Here is a 19,850-nt window from a genome sequence, read left to right on the forward strand (position 1 = left end):
CAATACTTTGCAATTTTTATTATTTTTAGTATAATCTATCGGAAGGATTATATTATGTTTACTTATTTTGTTATTAAAAGAATACTGAAAGGCATAGTCATGTTTATTATACTTATGTTTATGTCTTCAGCTATATTTAATACTGTAAGCGAAAAAACTCTGAAATCCCAAATTGAAGAAAATATAAATGCTGAAGTCAGGGGGCTTAGCGGTATTCGTACGGAAGATGCTGAAAACTTTATAAAAGAAAGAAGAGCATATTATTATAATATATACTGGCTTAACAGAAGCATAGGCGAGAGAATATTTATACGGGCTTTAAATACAATAACTTTTCAATTCGGTAAATCGTCTATTATGATGGATTCAAACGGCAGCAGAGAGGTTATAAAAATAATAGGCGAGGCGCTTCCACGTTCTGTGATACTTTTTACAACAGCTTCTGTTATACAAATGATAATAGGGCTTATCGTAGGTCTTGTAAAAGCTAGAAAAGCTGGAGGATTATTTGACAGAACTACAAGCATTATTACTATGACGGTATACGGCATGCCTGCTTGGTGGCTTTCTATGATACTTATAATGATATTTGTTTATAAGTTCAAATTGTTTCCTTCAGGCGGCATACATTCCATACCTCTGCCCGAAGGAATAATGTATTATTTAGATATTTTATGGCATATGGCTTTGCCTCTTATCACATTAACATTAATAGGATTCTGGGGTCTTTCATTTGTTGTCAGGAATATAGTATTGTCCTCTTTACAAGAAGATTATATAATGGCGGCACGTGCAAGAGGCATATCAGAAAGAAATGTTTTATTCGGTCATACATTAAGAAGTTCTGCACCTCCTATAATTACAATTACTTTATTGGGATTGCTCGGTTCTATTGCAGGCTCAATTATATTTGAAGGTATATTTTCTTGGTCAGGACTCGGCAATCTTTATTGGATATCTGTTCAGCAAAATGATATACCTGTATTGATGGGAAACTTAGCCATAACCACAGCGCTTTATCAATTCGGATTAGTAGTTCTTGATATATCTTACGGATTTTTAGATCCGAGAATAAAAGTAGGAGGCAGGCTTTAATGCATGAAATTAATATTAATAAAAAACTTGCTCCTATAGCAGAATTTTTTAATGAGTTTAAAAAAGATAAAACAGGAGTTTTAGGTTTATGCATACTTGTTTTGGCTTTGCTTGCATCATTTCTTGAGCCTTTGATTTTAACTTATAAAGAGGCTCCTAAGAGGTGGAGAGATATAACTTATTGGCAGGATAATTCCGCATCGGCGCCGCCTCAGTGGCTTAATTTTTTCCAAAAAGAAAAATCTGCCGTTACAGCCAAAATAGATATAGTAAGTTTTGAAACAAATTTCATAGATAATAAATTAAATTATAAAGCTTTATTTGAATATGATTATCAATTTGATAAAGCGCCTTTAGATTTAATTTTTCATGCAGATATTAAAGGAAATGCGGTTTTAGTGTGGAATGTTACAAGACCCGACGGAAAAATTATTACGCTTTCTGATAGCTTACATAATATAAACGGCGATTTAAGAATATCGGCTTTTAATGATTCAAGAAATAGAATATTCAGGTTTTACAGAGATTGTGTTCCAAGAATATTTGCAAGACAGATTGACACTCTTACAACTAATCCTATGAAAATACTTTTTAATACAAAAAAAGATGATATGGCTAAAAATTTTCTGACTTTGAAAGGAGTTTATAAATTTGAAGCCTATGTAGAGTTTTCAGAAAATAATTTGAATAATATTAATTTTGAGAGTCCTTATATAATATTAGTGGGTTCTATGTCGGGCATAATGGGTACGGATAATATGAAAAGAGATATATTTTCGGGGCTTATATCAGGGCTTAAATGGGCATTATTTATCGGTATAGCTACAAGTTTTATATCTGTTATAATAGGTGTTATATATGGAACAATATCTGCATATTTCGGCGGTTTTGTGGATAATATAATGCAGTTTGTTTATCAGATATTTTTAGGAATACCAGTACTTCCTGTAATGATAGTAATCAGCGCCATATTCAAGCCTACTATATGGACTATGATAATTATGATGATATTTTTTTCTTGGACAGGTTCAGTTATGACCGTCCGTTCTATGGCTATGCAGCTTAAAGAAGAAACTTATATTGAAGCGGCGCATACTTTAGGAGCAGGGCATTTCAGAATAATATTTTATCATTTAATGCCCTTATTGCTGCCTTTTTCATTTGCTTCTATGGCTTTGGCAGTTCCTTCCGCTATAGTTTATGAATCTTCTTTATCTTTATTAGGGCTTGGAGATGCATCAATAGTTACTTGGGGACAGATTCTCCATGATGCTATGAAAGGCTCAGCCGTGCTTTCAGGTCTTTGGTGGTGGATAATACCTCCCGGAATTTTAATTGCGCTTTTGGGAATGTCTTTTGCATTTTTAGGTTTTGCATTGGATAAAATACTTCATCCTAAATTAAGGAGCAGATGATTATGAATATTATAAAGACATTATTTTTTGTTATATTTATTTTATTTTCATGTTCTAATGATAAATCGGATATTATTCCTATTGATTCTCCGAAATCTTTTTCAGTATTGGGATATTGTACTCCTGCGCCTGAGGGCTCTGTTAATGCAAAATATTCAATCTTAAATAGAACTATAGCTCAAGTAAATTTTAATTATAATAATATTAATTATAATTACAGAGCTTCAAAAAAACTAGAGGATATTTTATCATTATATAATAATTTAAATAATTATAAAAACTATATTGATGAAGAAGCAAATATAAATATAATGATGCAGACCAATAATGAAGAATATATTGCCTATTGGAATATTAATAATATATATTATTGCTTATCTTCAAAATATGAAAACGGTATTTATGATTTATGTTCAATACTTATAAAAAATAAATCTTAAATTACTGTAATATTTGTCTTATAGTTAATCTTTTATTTTTGACGCCATTATATTAGCTATAATTGAACCTGATATATTATGCCATACACTGAATATAGCACCAGGTACAGCTGCAAGCGGTATTGATGTAAAATGTGTTGCTGCAAGCGATGCTGCAAGTCCTGAGTTCTGCATTCCCACTTCTATTGATACAGCTTTGCATTTTGAATTGCTTAATCTGAAAACTTTTCCTAGAATATAGCCAAGAATATATCCTAAAGAATTATGAAGTATAACAACTATTATAACTAAATATCCCACCTGTATTAATTTATGAGAGTTTACAGACACTACGGCAGCTACTATTGCCACAATTGCAGATACGGATATTAAAGGCAGAATTTCTTTAATGCTGTTTGTAAACTTATAAAAGAACTTATTTATTACAAATCCCAAAACTATCGGAAGTATTACAACCTGAACTATTGATATAAACATATTCACTGCATTTACATTAACTTTTTGTCCTGCATAAATTAAAGTAAGAAGAGGAGTTGCAAAAGGAGCAAGTATAGTGGATACGGAAGTCATGCCTACAGATAAGGCAACATCTCCGTTTGCCAAATATGTCATAACATTTGAAGAAGTACCTCCAGGGCATGTTCCTACAAGTATAACCCCTACAGCAAGTTCTGGAGGAAGCTTAAAAACAATTGAAAGCAGGAATGCAAGAAAAGGCATTATTGTAAACTGAGCTATAACTCCTATTATAATGTCTTTAGGTCTTGTAAATATTACTTTGAAGTCTTCAAGTTTTAATGTAAGTCCCATACCGAACATTACTATCATTAATAGATAATTAACATAGCTAGTTTTTAAAAAGCTCACCGTTTTTGGAAAGAATAATGATACAGCCGCCACAATTAATACTATAAAAGCCATATATTTTCCAAAGAAATTACTTATTTGTTTTAATATTTTCATTTTTATTTATCCTTTTTTTATTTATTGTTTTTGTTTTTTCTAAAATTAATTATAAATAATCATATTATATTTTTAAAAATTATTTAAAATAAATTTAGCACTAACTTATATAAGCTATGCAATTTTATACTGACTTAAAAGATATTTTAATATTAGTTTTTATATTATTGTTTTATAGATTAATAAAAAAATGAAATATAAAGCCTATTATTTATATAAAAAATTATTTTAATACAGCTCCAGTATTAGCAGACTGAACAAGCTTTCTATATCTTCCAAGCCAGCCTTTAATTTCTTCCAACGGCTTAATAGGTATATATTTTCTTCTGTTTTCCATTTCTTCATCTGAGATTTCCAAATTTATTTTATGATTGGGAATATCTATACTTATAATATCATTTTCTTTTATGAATGCTATTTCTCCGCCGCTTTGAGCCTCAGGAGAAACATGACCTATAGAGGCTCCTCTTGAAGCGCCTGAGAATCTTCCGTCGGTTATCAAAGCTACTTCTTTATCTAATTTCATACCTGCAAGCGCAGAAGTAGGGTTTAGCATTTCACGCATACCAGGTCCTCCTTTAGGTCCTTCATATCTTATTACAATAACATCGCCCTTATTTATTTTTCCTGAATATATGGAGGATATTGCATCTTCTTCGCTGTCAAATACCCTAGCAGGTCCTCTATGTACAAGCATCTCATCGGAAACTGCGGAACGCTTCACAACACAGCCGTCTTTTGCTATATTTCCCCAAAGCACCGCTATTCCTCCTGTTTTACTATATGGATTTTCTATATTTCTTAAAACATTATTATTTTTATTAACGGCATCTTTTATATTTTCGGCTATTGTTTTGCCTGTAGCTGTTAGAAGCGATGTATTTATAAATCCGCCTTTATCAAGCTCCTTCATAACGGCAGGTATTCCTCCCGCTTTATATAAATCTTCTATATAATTATGTCCTGCAGGTGCAAGATGACAAAGATTGGGAGTTCTTTCGCTTACTTCATTTATAATTTTTAAATCTATTGGTATTCCAGCTTCATTAGCTATAGCGAGCAAATGAAGTACGCTGTTAGTTGAACAGCCTAAAGCCATATCTACGGCAAGAGCATTTTTAAATGATTCTTCGGTTATTATATCCAATGGTTTTATATCATTTTTTAAAAGCTCCATAACCTGCATTCCTGCTTTTTTAGCCAGCAGAGTTCTGGCGGAGTATACGGCAGGTATAGTTCCGTTTCCCGGAAGCGCTATGCCTAAAGCCTCAGACAGACAGTTCATACTGTTTGCAGTATACATTCCCGCACATGAACCGCAGCTTGGACATGTGTTTTGCGCAAAATCCTCAAGCTCGGCATCATTTATAAGATTGGCTTTTTTAGCGCCCACAGCCTCAAATATATTAGATAAGCTGATTTTTTCGTCATTATTATCACCTGGAAGCATAGCACCGCCGCTTATAACTATTCCCGGTATATTCATTCTTAAAAGTCCCATTATCATACCTGGAACTATTTTATCGCAATTCGGTATCAGAACAGCCCCGTCTAAGCCATGTGCTATAACCATACTTTCAACAGAATCTGCTATTAATTCTCTTGAAGGAAGAGAATATTTCATTCCTAAATGTCCCATAGCTATTCCGTCGCATATTCCTATTGAAGGCATGAGTATGGGCGTGCCTCCTCCTATTAAAACTCCTGATTTTACAGCCTGAGAAAGTTTATCAAGATGAATATGCCCCGGAACAATTTCACTGTATGCAGAAATAATTCCAATCAGAGGCCTTTTTAATTCTTCATTCGTATAACCCATAGAATAAAATAAAGATCTGTTAGGCGCTCTTTCATCGCCTTTTAATACTCTGTCGCTTCTTAAAGAACTATTTTCTCTGAAACTCATATTATTTCTCCATTTACTTATTTTGCAATGTATATATTTTATTAGCAGAATAATAAAAAATCAAGCGTTTTTTATTTTTACCGTTTCATTCATTTATAAAGATATAATATTTTATGCTGTAATTAATTTTTTTAATTGATAATTTTTTTATACTATTATAAAATAAGGGGTTATAATATATATATTAAAAAAGGAGTTTATATTATGTCTATAATAAAAGATGATACAATTAAATTATTAAACGATCAGCTTAATAAGGAGTTATTTTCAGCTAGTTTTTATTTTAATATGTCCAGCTGGTGCGATAAGCATGGACTTAAAGGCTGCGGTAAATTTTTATACGGACATTATAGGGAAGAGCTTGAGCATTTTGAGAAGTTTAAAGATTTTATAAATAAAGTCGGAGGACAGGCATCTATAAGCGAAATGAAGGCTCCTCCGTCCAATTTTAAATCTGTGCAGGATCTCTTTGAAACGGTTGCAAAACATGAGGAATATGTAACTTCATGCATAAATGAGATTGTGGGATTTGCTTTTGAAAATAAAGATTATATTACTTTAAGATTCTTAGATTGGTTTATACAAGAACAGCTTGAAGAACAGGAATTATTTAATGATATTCTTGATAAGATTAAAATTTTAGGCGGTTTGGAAGGAAGAAACCTTTATACATTTGATAAGGCTATCGGTAATTTAGATTTGGAAAAACATGGAAGCGGTGTAAGTTTATAATTTAAAGAATAAAATATAAATAAAGAGAGGGTATATGATTAATAAATTTTTAAATATTTTAAAAAAAAAAGATATTAATATACCCTCAAATAATGTTAAAATAACAGCTGAAAATTTTTTTAATTATGATAAGTCAAATCCTTATGAAATACGTGCGGTTAATCTTACAAAATATTACGGCAAGAGAAAAATTATAGGAGATATTTCCTATAGTGTAAAGCAGGGGGAAATTGTAGGTCTTTTGGGACCTAACGGAGCAGGAAAAACTACCAGCTTTTATATTACAGTAGGTTTTGTCACCGCAACTTCAGGAAATGTATATTTAAATGATTTGGATATTACAAAACTTCATATGCATGAAAGAGCAATTCTTGGGATAGGATATTTGCCTCAGGAGGCTTCTATATTCCGCAAGCTTTCAGTAGAGGATAATCTGCTTGCAATATTGGAATATAATAAATCATTAACAGCAAAAGACAGAATGGATATAGCTGATATGCTTCTTGAAGAGTTTAATATTACGCATGTAAGAAAGCAGAACGGATATACTCTTTCGGGAGGAGAAAGAAGAAGATGCGAAATAGCCAGAGCTCTGACTGTTAATCCTAAGTTTATATTGCTTGATGAGCCTTTTGCAGGAGTTGACCCTATAGCCGTTATAGATATACAAAATATTATAGCCTCTTTAAAAGATAAAGGCTTAGGAATATTGATTACGGATCATAATGTGCGAGAAACTTTGAGAATTACCGACAGAGCCTATATTATGGGCAATGGGCAAATATTGGTAAAAGGCACACCTGACGAAATAGTTAATAATCCGTTAGCCCGTAAAGTTTATTTGGGAGAATCATTTACTATGTAGCTTTTATATATTCTGCTATTAAATTAATAATATTATTTTATTATATTATTAACAGATTGCATAAAATTACTGAATGATCTTTCGTCTATATAGTATCTGTTATTATCATTAGTTCTTATTATTTCATATTTGCCGCTGTCAGTATTATTTAAAACTTCATACGATATATTATCATTGCTATATGATTGTATATTAATTTTATATAGCATATTATTTTCTTTTATATTTTCATTTGTTATTACTCCGTCAGCATTTAAATTAGATAAATCAAATATGCTTGAGTAAATGTCATTTGCTTTTACTTCCGTATTATTCCAAGTTTTAAGCCAATTATTATTGTCTCTTTCTAATGCATAAGTATTATTATTATCATCTATAATTATTTTTTCTATATCATCATTTCTTATTTTTGAAATAGTTTTATTTATTAAATCATTTTCTGTTTTATCAAATATATCTTTAGGGTTTGAAGATGAGTTTCCAAGCAAATATATATTTTTATCATTATTTATTTTAGAATAAACACTGTTTCCGAATGCGGATTTCATACCGAATTTTATATTTCTTATTTCTTTTGAAGAATTATCAAATGCCTGAACAGTTAGCGCCTCGTCATCGGATAATTTATATTTTGCGGAAGAATTATCATCTCCCCTTGAAACTATTTCTATAGGCTGTATGATGCTTAATGTATTTGTCATAGATTCTATTAAAGAGTTATCTGCATTATATTTATTATTTACAGTCCATTTATTTCCGTCATATTTTATCAATATAGTTTCATTTGCGCCTCTGTTTATAATTATTTCCGATATATTTGAATTGATTTTTTTAAGAACTGGCAATGAATAACCTTTATTTTTAAAAAAACTTACAGCAGCTAATATTATTATTAAAACAGCTATTACAGAAGATAGGGTTATGTATTTTTTAGTTAAATTATTATTCATATTTTACGCCTTTTATTTTTTTAATTTATAAATATATAAAACTATTTATTTATATAAATAGTAAATAATTATATTTTATTATTTTTATTAATGTTCAAATAATTTTCCAATATTAAAGCTGCGGCAATTAAATCATTATATTTTTTTTTAACATTTTTCTTTTTTCCTCTGAGTATGAAATCCGCTTCCTTTGAAGTTCCGTATTCATCAACAAAAATTATATTAACTTTAATACTTTTTAATAGAAACTCTGAAAAACGTCTTATTTCTGCGCACCATTCGCTTTCTTCTCCTTTATCTGATAAAGGAAGTCCGAAAACAACGGTATCAATATTTTTTTCTTCTATTATGTCCATCAATGCTCTTTTTACTTTTCTTGCATTGCTCTCTTCTATAAGTCTAAAGTAAAAAGGAATTTTTATATTCATATCCATAAAAGCAGTGCCTGTTTTTTTCTTTCCGAAATCTACACCTAAAATCATAGATGCATTTTCATATATTAATTTATTCAAATTCATTCTCTTTTATTAAAGTTCTCATAAGTAATATAAATACTATCAACATCAAAACAGCAGCTGTAAATTCAGTCAGATAAGAAGCATATAGATATCTTGAAAAAACGGTAAAGTACAGCAGTATTGTAATATATGGATATTTAGGTTTTCTAAAGCCGTACATAACATTGTCCTTAAACTTTTAATCTTCCATTGTAATAATATCATATTTTTTAAAATTATGAACTCCTGATTTCATATATGCATTATCAATATTTCTTATGATCTCAGTTTCTATAAACTCATTATTTTCATTTTTTATAAACAGCTTGAATCTGCCGTCATTATATTTAAGAAAATCCCTGCCTATATATATTAAATTATCTCCGTTTTTTATAGTATTGTATACCGTAATTTTAGCATATTCTTCAGTATCATCTGCAATCATTCCCATAAGTCTTCTGCCTTTTAAATATCCTTTTAATGCAGGCTTTATATTATTCCTTCCGAAATAAAAACCTGTGTCGCTTTCTCTTCTGCTTATAGTTTCAAGTTCTTTTAAATAGCTTCTGATAGGCTCTTTTTTTATTGCTTCAGGATATGCTTCATAACCGATTCTGTTAAGCAGATCTAATAATATTCTGTAAACTCTCACAGTATTTGCCGTATAATATACGCTTTTCATTCTTCCTTCTATTTTTATAGAATCAATACCTGCTTTTTGAAGTAAATGCAGATATTCAGCCATCTGTAAATCCCTGCTGCTTAGTATTGCTGTATGGTTTTCGCCTTCTTCTATTTCTATAAACTCTCCTGGTCTTGTCTTTTCTTCAATATAGGTTTTAAAATTCCATCTGCAGACCTGAGAGCATTCTCCTCCGTTTGCATCCCTGTTATTTAAAAAGTTTGATAGAAGACATCTTCCCGAATATGACATGCATACAGCCCCATGAGCAAATGTTTCTAATTCTAAATCTGTATTTTCTCTTATTTCTTTTATTTCATCTAATGAAAGTTCCCTTGCAAGTATTATTCTGCTTGCTCCCAGAGTTTCATACATTTTGCATGAATAACTGTTTGTAACCGATGCCTGAGTGCTTATATGAATAACGGCTTCAGGTATTATTTCTTTAACTATTGCAAGCACTCCTAAATCCGAAACAATAAAAGCATCTATATGCATGTTTTGAATTTCTTTTAAATACAATTTTAAATTATTTTTATCATATTCATGCAAAAAAGCATTTAAAGTAAGATAAAGTTTTTTATTCAGTTTTTCAGCAAGTTTTGTGCATTCATAAAGCTCTTTAGCAGTTGTGTTTTTGCTCTGATGCCTTAAATTAAATAATGCTCCTCCTATATATGCCGCATCTGCTCCGTAATGATATGCCGTTTCTAGTTTTTCTTTATTTCCTGCAGGGGCTAAAAGTTCCATTTTATGTATTATCCTGTTGATTTTATATATTGTATATTATACCGAAATTAATAAAAAGTATATATTTAATTTTTATTTTGTTATAAATTAAATATAAACCAATTATAATAAGGAATGTATATTTATGCAAATACCAAAACCGTCTATTGAACAAGTTAAAAAGTATTTAAAAAAATGGAATAGTTTAGATAAAGGAAAATATTATCGTCAAGAAGAAGCTTTAAATAAATTGTTTTTTGAATTATGCCCAAACAATAAAGATATAAATAGTATATTGATAAAAGCTGCTGTCTTAAATGATTTCTATAGTACAAATATATATCATATTTATGCCGTTGCTAATCATATAGAAAAATTAGCTATAGATGAAAGATTAGATAAAGGAGATGAAAATTTGGTAGACGATTTAAAAAAAGTAAAAATAGGAAATAAAGAAATAAATTTTTATTCATTTGCTACTAAATATTGTTCTCATCATAAACCTGAATATTATCCTATATATGACAAATATGTAGGCAAAGCACTTATATATTTTAGAAATGAATATAAGTTTTGTGAATTCAAAAATGACGGCTTATAAAGAATACGGTAAATTTAAAAATATAATTTCTGAGTTTGTTCAATTTTATCAATTAGATAATTACTGTTTTAAGGAAATAGATAGGTATTTATGGCAATTAGGAAAACAATATTTTAATTAAAAAAAATAATTTTTTAAAATAATAAATATTCCATTAAAAAAATGTTTTTACAACTTTTATATTTATGGTATTATATAATATATAGAATCTGCATCAATTTTAATTATGCTAAGGAGTTTTTAATATGACAATAGGTTTTATCGGAGCAGGAGCTATGGGAGGGGCTTTAATAGAAGGCTTTATTAAATCAGGAATAGATTACGCAAACATTGTTGCAAGCGTAAAAACAGCTGAGAGAAAAAATTATCTTGAAAAGAATCTTGGAATAAAAGTTTATTCTGATAATAGAAAAGTAGCTAGTGAGGTAGATGTTTTATTTTTGGCAGTTAAGCCTTATATGATTCCTGTTATTGCAGCTGAGATATCATCATCTATTAAAGTGGGTGCTACTATTATAAGCGTTGCTGCTTCCGTATCTAAAAAGGATTTATCAAGATATTTTAATGGAAGCAGAATTGTGAGGATAATGCCTAATACTCCTGTAAAAACATGCAATGGTTTTATATCAGTTGTTGAAACCGAAAATAAGATTGTTGAAACTGCCGCCGTTGAGCTTTTAAAAAGAGTAGGAATTGTTAAAGTAATAAAAGAAGAGCAAATACATGCCTATAATGCTATGGCTGGCTGTTCTCCTGCCTTTATGTATATATTAATAGAGGCTATGAGCGATGCAGGTGTTATTATGGGTATAGACAGAAAAACATCTATAGAAATGGCGGCTCAGGTTTTTAAAGGCGCAGGTGCTATGGTATTAGAATCATGCGGCATGCATCCTGCTGAGCTTAAAGATGCAGTATGTACTCCCGGAGGCCTCACTATAAAGGGAGTTGAGGTTTTAGAAGAAAAATGTCTTAGAAGCGGACTTATAGAAAGTATTATTGCAAGTTATAATAAGTCAGTGGAAAGCGAAAAAAAATAATATTATATGTTATAAAATATGTGTTTTTTATTAAAATTATAATAATAAATTAGAAAATTCTGTTTGACTTTTTTAATTAAGCTATTATAATACTAATATAATATAACGGAGAAAAATATGCCTAAAAAAACAATTTTAGTTTTAGATGATGAAAAAAGCATTAGGACTCTTTTTGAGGAAGAGTTTAAAGATGAGGGATATGATGTTGTATCCACCGATAGCGGAGAAGAAGCTTTGGAAATGCTTGATAAAGGTACTCCTCATATTGATTTAATAACATTAGATATAAAAATGCCTAAAATGGACGGATTAGATTTTTTAGCTAAAGTAAGAGAAAAACATAGAGAACTGCCTATTATTATATGTACGGCATACAATAATTACAGACATGAATTTTCTGTTTGGAATGCGGACGGATATATACTTAAGTCTGGAAACCTTACTGAAATAAAAGACAAGATAAGAAGACTTATAGGATAATTTTTTATGTCGCATATTCGTAAAGATCCTGTAACTAAACAGTCAGTAATAATATCTTCTGAAAGAAGCGGAAGACCTAGCGATTATGTTAATTTACATAAAAAACATATTGCTAATTCCGAGCTTAGCTGTCCTTTCTGCAGAGGGCATGAGATGAAAACTCCTGATGCTCTTTATACCGTATATGCTGAACATGAAGAGATTTGGCAGGTTAGGATAGTACCAAATAAATATCCTATAATATCCGAAACTTATAATAATGAATTGCCTGAAGAAAATAATCTTTTTTATGCATGCAGTCAGAACGGTTTTCATGATGTAATTATAGAACACCCTAATCATTATTTTAATTTTTATCATGCTCATACGGAGGATTTTTTATATATATTTAAAGCCGTTATTATGCGTCTTAAGGATTTTGCTGAAAATAAAGATATGCTTTATAGTCTGCATTTCAAGAACTTCGGATCCGAAGCAGGCGCAAGTTTATCGCATTCGCATTCTCAGATAATAACAACTCCTTTTATACCGATTCAAATGTTTGATGAAATCAACGGAGCTTTGGAGTATTATAATGATAATGACAGATGCGTATACTGCGATATAATCAAAGAAGAAAAAAATATAAATGAAAGGGTAATATGCGAAAATGATTCATTTATAGCTGTTTCTCCTTTTGCTTCAAGATCGCCTTATCAAATATATATAATGCCTAAAAATCATTCGGAAAGTATTATATGCGCATCGCATTCAAATATACTTGATTTTGCATCCATATTAAAAAATATATTTGACAGATTATATAAACTTCTTGGAGAAATAAGCTTTAATTATGTTCTTCATACGCTTTCTCCTATACTCAAAAATAGATATGGACAGTCAAGTCATTGGTTTTTAGATATTATGCCTAAAATGAGCAAATTGGCAGGTTATGAGCTTGGAAGCGGCGTATTTATAAACTCCATAACTCCGGAAGATGCTACAGAACAGTTAAAAAATATATTATAATAATACTATATAATCTCTGGTAATAACGGCATCATAATTTTTATATCCTAGTATTTTTAATATATCATCGGAATGATGCCCTATTATCTTTTTTATATCATAGCTGCTGTAATTAACTATTCCTCTTGCAAATTCATTTCCTTTTTCATCTGTAATGCTTACTATATCGCCTTTTTCAAAATCATTAATTACTTTTGTTATGCCTATAGGAAGCAGGCTGGATTCTTTTTCAAGCACTGCTTTTTTAGCGCCGAAATTAACTTCTAATTTTCCTATTATGGTGGTGGCATAAGCAATCCATCTTCTTTTAGTAGAAAGTTCATGGCTTTCTTCAACAGGATAGAATATTGTTTTGTCTTCGCTTTCAAATATATTATTAAGCACATCAGGTTTTTTACCGTTTGCTATAAATAAAGCGCATCCCGATCTTGTAACTATTTCTGCAGCCTGAAGCTTTGTTTTCATGCCGCCTCTTCCTCCTTTAGATGCGTCAAGTCCCAAACTTTCTATTTCTTTTGTAACTTTAAATACCTCATGTATAAATTTAGCATTAGGATTAGTTTTAGGATTGTCGTCATAAAGTCCGTTTATATCCGATAGTATTATAAGTAAATCTGCACCGAGTCTGCTTGCCACTAATGCCGAAAGCTTATCATTATCTGAAAAACTTATCTGCGTAATATCATATAATTGTTTAAGCTCATCGCTTGATACTGCATCATTTTCATTTATTATTGGTATGACTTTATATTTAAGAAGTATGCTTAAAGTGGAATTAAGATTCAGATATCTTCTTCTGTTTGAAAAATCTTCTTTTGTAAGCAGTATCTGAGCTGTAACTATATCAAATTTTGAAAATCCGTCTTCATATATGGACATAAGCTGAGATTGTCCTATTGCGGCGCAGGCTTGTTTTAAAGCAATTTCATCTAAGTTATCAGCATTTATTTTTTTAGCGCCAAGCCCCACAGCTCCTGAAGTAACTATTAATAATTCTTTTCCCATTCTATGGTATTTGGCTATAGCCTCTATAAACGAGTATATTCTTGCTAAAGATATATAGCCTTCATCATTTCTTAAGACATTTGTACCGAATTTAAATACTATTCTCTTAATATTGCTTAAATCTATTTTTTTCATGCGGAGAATTATAAATTATATAATAAAAAAATAAAGTTATAACTTAATATATTTTTTAAAATTATCAGATATTTTTCTATTTATTTCCCCATACGCCTCCGAATTTAAAGCTTAAGCCCAAATAAAAATCATTATCTACAGTATAATGTCCTCCGTTTTCTGCTTCATAAGATATAACCCCCACTTTATGCCTGTCTTCTAGTTCATAATACTGATAATTATTCTTATATACGGGATCATAAGTAAAAGTGTCTGAAAGCATTATTTTTAAATCATCGGTTATATTAAATGTTATTTTTAAGAAGGCTCTGTACTTTAGCTTAAAAATATCCAAAGCATCAGAATATATATTATTATCATGAATACCTAAATGAGCCGTTATATCAAATTTCCATAATCTTCTTGCCTCAAAAAATATAAATCCGCTCATTCCGTAATATGGTTTTTCTCCGTCAAATGTTTGTACTGAGAAATCCGTATAGTATCCGTTATTATAATTATGGCTATTATTATTCGTATCATAGGAATATTCATTATGTCTTCTTATGCCATGTCTGAACCAGAAGCCTTCAATTCCTGCCGTAAATCTTCCGTTTTTTCCGTTTATAAAATATAAAAATGCATTAATGCTGTCTCCCCATTCTTTAATAGGTATGGAGCCTATTTCGGTGATTATGCATGAAGCGCCTATATTGATATAATCGTTGCTGTATGATATTTTAGCCATTAAGCCTTTAGAAGAATTGGCATCAAGTCCCATCTCTCCGTTAATCATACCCACACCTATAAATACGCCGAAAAAATTAGCTTCCAGCATTATGCCTGTATCGTATCTTGGTATAAATTGAGTTTCATAACCTATCGGCATATCTCTCGGACCTGATAATACTGTGGCTTTATTGCTGCTTACAGTATGATAATAAAATAATGTGGGAAAATATGATGTCATTGGTATATTTTTTGTGTATGGTTCAAGCACTCCAGCCCTTATTCCTACATATTTAAAATTTATAAATATATTCATTTTAGAAAAATCAAATATAGGAGGAGACATATCTTTATAAAATCTTGCTTTATGTGATAAAGGTTCATAAAACCTTGCATTAATTTGAGCTTCTATAGATGCATACTTATATTTTTTTATGTAATGCAAATATCCGTATAAAAGCACTCCCAATGTATCTTCGTTTCCTGTCTGCTCAATAAGATCGCTCATTCTTCCGTAAGCTGTTAATTCTAAAGATGCGGATAATTGACCATATTTTTTTATACTGTTTGTATTAGAAGCTTGAGAATATGCTTTATTATTAATAATAATAAAAATTAACATAATACAAAACAGACGGCAATAAAAAATTCTTTTTTTAAACCTTAATTTGTGTGTTGTGTGTTTCATTATTTATACTCCTTATAATATAATATTAGTTTATATAAGTCAATATATCAACTATATTATATGAAAATTATTATATTACTTGTTGTATATTTTTTTATATATATTATAATTTACATAATTATAATATAACTGAGGTATTTTTTATGAAAAAAATATTTGCTCTTGCCGTTAATTTGTTTTTACTGACTTTTATATTATATTCTCAGGACACTGAAATATCAAAAAATTTAAAAGATAAAGAATTTACAGATTCAAATAATGAATTTTTTTCTTATATAGAAAACGGAAATATAGATAAAGTCAGAGAGCTGCTGAGGCTCGGCATAGATGTTAATAGCGTTAATTCAGAAGGCTGGTCTGCTTTGCATGAGGCGGTAAGAGTTAATAACAGTGAAGTAGTGAAGGAATTATTATCCCATAAAAAAATAAATATGAACCCTGTTTTGCCTGCCGATACGATATTATTAAACGGCAATAATAAATGGTATGCTGACGGACAAACGCCTCTTTTACTTGCTTCATATTACAGATATTCAGGTATAGTAAGTATGCTTCTTAATTACGGAGCCGACATTATGGCAAGAGATTCTGTAGATGATGCTATGGCTATACATATAGCTTCTGCAAGGGGATATTCCGATGTAATATCTGTTATATTGGATTCTTCTGCGGCAAGAAATTCCGGAGCTGATATTGCCAATATTGGAGATAATTCTGGCACAACACCTTTAATGTGGGCTGCTATGAATAATCAAGTGTCCGCTATGTCTGTTTTAATTAGATATAATGCGGATATAAATATGCAAGATGATGACGGCTGGACGCCTTTGCATTTTGCGGCGGCTTCAGACAGCTACAGAGCTGCGGAGCTGCTTTTGAAAAATAATGCAGATGTTAATATTGCTGATGTAGATGGAAAAAAAGCTTCCGATGTTACAGACGATACGGATATACAAGCATTATTAAATCAATATATTACAGAAAGCGGTATGCAAGAAAATAATTAATAGTTATGGAAGCAAAAAAATTACAAAGATTCAGCGAATATAGTATGTCAACATATTTACTTTGTCCTAGAAAGTACAGATATACATATATTGAAAAGCCATTTAAAAAACAAAAAAGAAGTGTTAATGTTTATTTTATATTTGGAAATGCAATTCATTTGGCATGCAAAGAGTTTTATGAGCAGATAGCAGAGGAGAGAACCTTAAATAATTTATATAATATATTCAGAAATGTATGGAAGAGAAGCGGCATAAGGGCTTTTTTTAACAGCAGAGAAGAAGAAAAGGAATTGGGAGAGAGAGGACTCAATATGCTTTCTAATTTTTTTAATTCTTTCGGTCATAAAGTACCTTATAAAATTGAAAGTTATATGGAAAATAGGGTTAGAGATTATATTCTTTTCGGAAGAATAGACAGAATAGATTTATCTGCAGATGGTACTTTGCAGATTGTAGATTATAAAACTACTAAATATTATGATTTAGGCGAAGATAATGAGGATAGAGAAAGAAAGACTATACAGTTGAAATTATATGCCTGTATATTAGACGGGCTTAAATGCAATGTTACAAGCGGTTCTTATTATCATTTTGAAGATGATAAATTCGACACTATAGATTTTACTCCTCAGTCTATTAGTTATTTAAAAGGCTGGTTTGACGAGATTGTTGATGATATAAGGTATGACAGAGTATTTGAAAAGAAAATAGGAAAACATTGCGAATTTTGCGATTTTTTCAAGATTTGTCAGGGAAAAAATAATGACATAGGCGATTTAGTGCTTCCTTCCGACGAACTTTTTATGGCTTCTATAGAAAATTCTGATAATAATTAATAAAAACCATTTTAAATACTTTAAAAAATATAAATTATTAAAATTAACACTAGCTTTTTTTTTTGATTTGTATTATAATTACCTTTCTTAATAGGTATTCCTTTTTTTGTTTGTGTTGTTTCATTATTGAGGAATACCTTCTTTACAATAATAAAAAATATCAATATTTATGACTGCTGAACATTTAATAATATTTATATATATATTGAATTTTTATAAATATATGATATACTGAATCAGTATGAAGCATATATTTTTTGAAATTTAGAAGAATACTATTATCTCTTAATACAGAGAACAGGTATTCTTTTTTTTATTTAAAAAATTAAAAGGTGAAAAAATGTTTTTAGAAGACTGTATTATAGCGGATAATATACAAATATCGGACGGTAAATATTTACTTAGAATAAAATCTGAAGAAAGCTTTAAGTATGCAAAAGAAGGGCAGTTTTTTATGATTAAAAGCAATACTTTTTTAAGACGCCCTATAAGCCTACATTATATTGAAGATAATATTCTTGAGTTTTATTATCAGGTAAAAGGAGAAGGCACAAAATATTTATCAAAATTAAAAAAAGACGATATAGTTAATATTCAAGGTCCTTTAGGCAATGGATTCAACAGCGAAGTAAAAAATAAAAAAATATTATTAGCCGCAGGAGGAATGGGAATAGCTCCTTTTAAACTATTAATGGAAAAATTAATTGATAATAATTCCGTAACATTGATAATGGGTGCAGCCGATGAATCCTCAGTAAAAATAATGAATAGATTTGATACGAAAAATATAAGATTATATATTGCAACTGATGACGGCTCTGTAGGAGATAAATGCAGTACTCTTGATAAAGTAAAGGAATTGTTAAAACGAGAAACTTTTGATATAATATATACATGCGGACCTCTTATTATGATGAAGGCATTAATAGAACTTGCAAATAAAAAATCAATACTATGCTATGCATCTTTTGAAGAGAGAATGGCTTGCGGAGTTAATGCATGCTTAGGCTGTAATATAGAATTAAAAGATATACATTCAGAAAACGGATATATATTGAAAAAGGTTTGTTATGACGGACCTGTATTTAACGCTGAATTATTGAATATATAACGGATAATATTATGAAAAGCAGATTAAATATAAATTTTTTAGGCAGGGAATTAAAAAATAATGTTGTAACATCTTCGGGCTGTTTCGGTTTTGGAGAAGAATATAATAATTATTTTGATGTTAATAAACTTGGTGCAATCAATTTAAAAGGAATAACATTAAGCAGAAAAGACGGAAATAAAGGCATTCGTATAGCTGAAACTCCTTCAGGTATGATAAACTGCATAGGACTTGAAAATCCTGGAATAGAATATTTTAAAGAAAATATAATAAAAAATATAAAATATACGGCTCCAATAATTTTAAATATAAACGGAGCTTCCATAGAAGAGTATGTTCAATTGGCGCAGATAGCGAATGATATTGAAAGAGTGGATTTTGTGGAGCTTAATATATCATGCCCTAATGTAAAAAACGGAGGAATGGCTTTCGGAGCAACTTGCGAAAGTGCAGGAACTGTAACTAAAGCTGTAAAAAACATTCTGACTAAAAAACCTTTGATAGTAAAATTATCTCCTAATGTTTCCGATATAGCGGAAATAGCAAAAAGCGCTGAAAATGAAGGAGCCGACAGTATATCGCTTGTTAATACATTCTTATCAATGAAAATAGATACTAAAACAAGGAAGCCTCTGTTAGGAAATATTTTAGGAGGATTATCAGGCGGCTGTATAAGACCTATTGCCGTAAGAATGGTTTATCAGGTATATAAAGCTGTGAAAATTCCTATTGTAGGTATGGGAGGCATTACAAATTATAATGATGCTTTGGAATTTATAATGGCAGGCGCTTCTTTAGTTTCAATAGGCTCTGGAATATTTTCAAATCCCCTACTTCCAATAGAAGTTATTGACGGAATAGATAATTATCTTAAAGAAAATAAAATAGATAATATAACAGATTTAATAGCTGCGGCTCATTTATAATATTTTATTGCGCCAATATATATTAAAAGGA

Annotated in this window: 21 protein-coding genes; 13 read left to right on the forward strand and 8 right to left on the reverse strand. The window is 30.1% G+C overall.

Translation table 11 applies throughout. The annotated features are described in order from the left end of the window. Positions 1-54: 54 nt before the first annotated feature. From QZ306_RS02845 to QZ306_RS02855, 3 genes are read left to right on the forward strand one after another with little or no spacing between them, the layout of a single operon-like run. On the forward strand, positions 55-1,095 hold the full coding sequence (locus QZ306_RS02845; protein WP_295160775.1) for an ABC transporter permease: 1,041 nt from the start codon (positions 55-57) through the stop codon (positions 1,093-1,095). Continuing rightward, a complete protein-coding gene (locus tag QZ306_RS02850) occupies positions 1,095-2,510 on the forward strand; it encodes an ABC transporter permease (RefSeq protein WP_295160778.1) in 1,416 nt (471 codons plus the stop codon). Before QZ306_RS02845 ends, QZ306_RS02850 begins: the two co-directional genes overlap by 1 nt. A gap of 2 nt (positions 2,511-2,512) precedes the next feature. Further along, complete coding sequence (locus QZ306_RS02855; protein ID WP_295160781.1) at positions 2,513-2,950, forward strand: hypothetical protein; 438 nt, start codon at positions 2,513-2,515, stop codon at positions 2,948-2,950. Between the two features lie 24 nt (positions 2,951-2,974). Here the strand turns inward: QZ306_RS02855 and QZ306_RS02860 are convergent, their stop codons facing one another. Beyond that, positions 2,975-3,913 (reverse strand): bile acid:sodium symporter family protein, encoded by a 939-nt coding sequence (locus QZ306_RS02860; protein WP_295160783.1) that lies wholly within the window; start codon positions 3,911-3,913, stop codon positions 2,975-2,977. A 223-nt stretch (positions 3,914-4,136) separates the two neighbouring features. Further along, complete coding sequence (gene ilvD / locus QZ306_RS02865; RefSeq protein WP_295160786.1) at positions 4,137-5,819, reverse strand: dihydroxy-acid dehydratase; 1,683 nt, start codon at positions 5,817-5,819, stop codon at positions 4,137-4,139. A 204-nt stretch (positions 5,820-6,023) separates the two neighbouring features. Here ilvD and QZ306_RS02870 point away from each other — a divergent pair, with 204 nt between their 5' ends. Continuing rightward, a complete protein-coding gene (locus tag QZ306_RS02870; RefSeq protein WP_295160789.1) occupies positions 6,024-6,551 on the forward strand; it encodes a ferritin in 528 nt (175 codons plus the stop codon). 34 nt (positions 6,552-6,585) lie between these two features. Then, complete coding sequence (lptB, locus tag QZ306_RS02875; protein ID WP_295160790.1) at positions 6,586-7,416, forward strand: LPS export ABC transporter ATP-binding protein; 831 nt, start codon at positions 6,586-6,588, stop codon at positions 7,414-7,416. Positions 7,417-7,448: 32 nt separating this feature from the next. On the opposite strand, the gene QZ306_RS02880 is transcribed toward lptB, so the two are convergent. The 4 genes from QZ306_RS02880 to QZ306_RS02895 form a co-directional block, all read right to left on the reverse strand. After that, on the reverse strand, positions 7,449-8,366 hold the full coding sequence (locus tag QZ306_RS02880; protein ID WP_295160792.1) for a DUF4340 domain-containing protein: 918 nt from the start codon (positions 8,364-8,366) through the stop codon (positions 7,449-7,451). A gap of 68 nt (positions 8,367-8,434) precedes the next feature. Beyond that, positions 8,435-8,848: a Holliday junction resolvase RuvX gene (gene ruvX / locus QZ306_RS02885; protein ID WP_295161188.1), complete on the reverse strand. Its 414-nt coding sequence runs from the start codon at positions 8,846-8,848 to the stop codon at positions 8,435-8,437. 22 nt (positions 8,849-8,870) lie between these two features. Further along, positions 8,871-9,044, reverse strand: a complete 174-nt coding sequence (locus tag QZ306_RS02890; protein WP_295160795.1) for a hypothetical protein — start codon at positions 9,042-9,044, stop codon at positions 8,871-8,873. Positions 9,045-9,062: 18 nt separating this feature from the next. Beyond that, the gene (locus QZ306_RS02895) at positions 9,063-10,295 is read right to left on the reverse strand and encodes a peptidase U32 family protein (RefSeq protein WP_295160797.1); all 1,233 of its coding nucleotides are present in this window, start codon (positions 10,293-10,295) and stop codon (positions 9,063-9,065) included. Positions 10,296-10,419: 124 nt separating this feature from the next. On the opposite strand from QZ306_RS02895, the gene QZ306_RS02900 reads away from it, so the two are divergent. From QZ306_RS02900 to QZ306_RS02915, 4 genes are all read left to right on the forward strand, one after another. Further along, on the forward strand, positions 10,420-10,875 hold the full coding sequence (locus QZ306_RS02900) for a hypothetical protein (protein WP_295160799.1): 456 nt from the start codon (positions 10,420-10,422) through the stop codon (positions 10,873-10,875). Positions 10,876-11,120: 245 nt separating this feature from the next. Next, the gene (gene proC, locus QZ306_RS02905) at positions 11,121-11,915 is read left to right on the forward strand and encodes a pyrroline-5-carboxylate reductase (RefSeq protein WP_295160802.1); all 795 of its coding nucleotides are present in this window, start codon (positions 11,121-11,123) and stop codon (positions 11,913-11,915) included. A 117-nt stretch (positions 11,916-12,032) separates the two neighbouring features. Then, a complete protein-coding gene (locus tag QZ306_RS02910) occupies positions 12,033-12,395 on the forward strand; it encodes a response regulator (protein WP_295160804.1) in 363 nt (120 codons plus the stop codon). Between the two features lie 6 nt (positions 12,396-12,401). Further along, on the forward strand, positions 12,402-13,403 hold the full coding sequence (locus QZ306_RS02915) for a DUF4921 family protein (RefSeq protein ID WP_295160807.1): 1,002 nt from the start codon (positions 12,402-12,404) through the stop codon (positions 13,401-13,403). On the opposite strand, the gene proB is transcribed toward QZ306_RS02915, so the two are convergent. Next, a complete protein-coding gene (proB, locus tag QZ306_RS02920) occupies positions 13,398-14,543 on the reverse strand; it encodes a glutamate 5-kinase (RefSeq protein WP_295160810.1) in 1,146 nt (381 codons plus the stop codon). The genes QZ306_RS02915 and proB overlap by 6 nt on opposite strands. A gap of 76 nt (positions 14,544-14,619) precedes the next feature. Then, positions 14,620-15,873 (reverse strand): hypothetical protein, encoded by a 1,254-nt coding sequence (locus tag QZ306_RS02925; RefSeq protein ID WP_295160813.1) that lies wholly within the window; start codon positions 15,871-15,873, stop codon positions 14,620-14,622. Between the two features lie 209 nt (positions 15,874-16,082). Here QZ306_RS02925 and QZ306_RS02930 point away from each other — a divergent pair, with 209 nt between their 5' ends. From QZ306_RS02930 to QZ306_RS02945, 4 genes are all read left to right on the forward strand, one after another. Continuing rightward, positions 16,083-16,946 (forward strand): ankyrin repeat domain-containing protein, encoded by an 864-nt coding sequence (locus tag QZ306_RS02930; protein ID WP_295160816.1) that lies wholly within the window; start codon positions 16,083-16,085, stop codon positions 16,944-16,946. 5 nt (positions 16,947-16,951) lie between these two features. After that, positions 16,952-17,782 carry a PD-(D/E)XK nuclease family protein gene (locus QZ306_RS02935; RefSeq protein WP_295160818.1) on the forward strand — a complete coding sequence of 277 codons (831 nt, stop codon included), beginning with the start codon at positions 16,952-16,954 and terminating at the stop codon, positions 17,780-17,782. A gap of 340 nt (positions 17,783-18,122) precedes the next feature. Continuing rightward, positions 18,123-18,893 carry a dihydroorotate dehydrogenase electron transfer subunit gene (locus QZ306_RS02940; RefSeq protein ID WP_295160820.1) on the forward strand — a complete coding sequence of 257 codons (771 nt, stop codon included), beginning with the start codon at positions 18,123-18,125 and terminating at the stop codon, positions 18,891-18,893. A gap of 11 nt (positions 18,894-18,904) precedes the next feature. Further along, the gene (locus QZ306_RS02945) at positions 18,905-19,819 is read left to right on the forward strand and encodes a dihydroorotate dehydrogenase (protein WP_295160823.1); all 915 of its coding nucleotides are present in this window, start codon (positions 18,905-18,907) and stop codon (positions 19,817-19,819) included. The last annotated feature ends 31 nt before the right edge of the window (positions 19,820-19,850 follow it).

Source organism: uncultured Brachyspira sp. (genome assembly GCF_910588665.1).
Lineage (GTDB): Bacteria > Spirochaetota > Brachyspiria > Brachyspirales > Brachyspiraceae > Brachyspira.

Excerpts from the sequence above, each read along its gene's own strand:
- QZ306_RS02845 (WP_295160775.1), top strand. The coding sequence starts at position 55 with ATGTTTACTTATTTTGTTATTAAAAGAATACTGAAAGGCATAGTCATG.
- QZ306_RS02850 (WP_295160778.1), top strand. The coding sequence starts at position 1,095 with ATGCATGAAATTAATATTAATAAAAAACTTGCTCCTATAGCAGAATTT.
- QZ306_RS02855 (WP_295160781.1), top strand. The coding sequence starts at position 2,513 with ATGAATATTATAAAGACATTATTTTTTGTTATATTTATTTTATTTTCA.
- QZ306_RS02860 (WP_295160783.1), bottom strand. The coding sequence starts at position 3,913 with ATGAAAATATTAAAACAAATAAGTAATTTCTTTGGAAAATATATGGCT.
- ilvD (WP_295160786.1), bottom strand. The coding sequence starts at position 5,819 with ATGAGTTTCAGAGAAAATAGTTCTTTAAGAAGCGACAGAGTATTAAAA.
- QZ306_RS02870 (WP_295160789.1), top strand. The coding sequence starts at position 6,024 with ATGTCTATAATAAAAGATGATACAATTAAATTATTAAACGATCAGCTT.
- lptB (WP_295160790.1), top strand. The coding sequence starts at position 6,586 with ATGATTAATAAATTTTTAAATATTTTAAAAAAAAAAGATATTAATATA.
- QZ306_RS02880 (WP_295160792.1), bottom strand. The coding sequence starts at position 8,366 with ATGAATAATAATTTAACTAAAAAATACATAACCCTATCTTCTGTAATA.
- ruvX (WP_295161188.1), bottom strand. The coding sequence starts at position 8,848 with ATGATTTTAGGTGTAGATTTCGGAAAGAAAAAAACAGGCACTGCTTTT.
- QZ306_RS02890 (WP_295160795.1), bottom strand. The coding sequence starts at position 9,044 with ATGTACGGCTTTAGAAAACCTAAATATCCATATATTACAATACTGCTG.
- QZ306_RS02895 (WP_295160797.1), bottom strand. The coding sequence starts at position 10,295 with ATGGAACTTTTAGCCCCTGCAGGAAATAAAGAAAAACTAGAAACGGCA.
- QZ306_RS02900 (WP_295160799.1), top strand. The coding sequence starts at position 10,420 with ATGCAAATACCAAAACCGTCTATTGAACAAGTTAAAAAGTATTTAAAA.
- proC (WP_295160802.1), top strand. The coding sequence starts at position 11,121 with ATGACAATAGGTTTTATCGGAGCAGGAGCTATGGGAGGGGCTTTAATA.
- QZ306_RS02910 (WP_295160804.1), top strand. The coding sequence starts at position 12,033 with ATGCCTAAAAAAACAATTTTAGTTTTAGATGATGAAAAAAGCATTAGG.
- QZ306_RS02915 (WP_295160807.1), top strand. The coding sequence starts at position 12,402 with ATGTCGCATATTCGTAAAGATCCTGTAACTAAACAGTCAGTAATAATA.
- proB (WP_295160810.1), bottom strand. The coding sequence starts at position 14,543 with ATGAAAAAAATAGATTTAAGCAATATTAAGAGAATAGTATTTAAATTC.
- QZ306_RS02925 (WP_295160813.1), bottom strand. The coding sequence starts at position 15,873 with ATGTTAATTTTTATTATTATTAATAATAAAGCATATTCTCAAGCTTCT.
- QZ306_RS02930 (WP_295160816.1), top strand. The coding sequence starts at position 16,083 with ATGAAAAAAATATTTGCTCTTGCCGTTAATTTGTTTTTACTGACTTTT.
- QZ306_RS02935 (WP_295160818.1), top strand. The coding sequence starts at position 16,952 with ATGGAAGCAAAAAAATTACAAAGATTCAGCGAATATAGTATGTCAACA.
- QZ306_RS02940 (WP_295160820.1), top strand. The coding sequence starts at position 18,123 with ATGTTTTTAGAAGACTGTATTATAGCGGATAATATACAAATATCGGAC.
- QZ306_RS02945 (WP_295160823.1), top strand. The coding sequence starts at position 18,905 with ATGAAAAGCAGATTAAATATAAATTTTTTAGGCAGGGAATTAAAAAAT.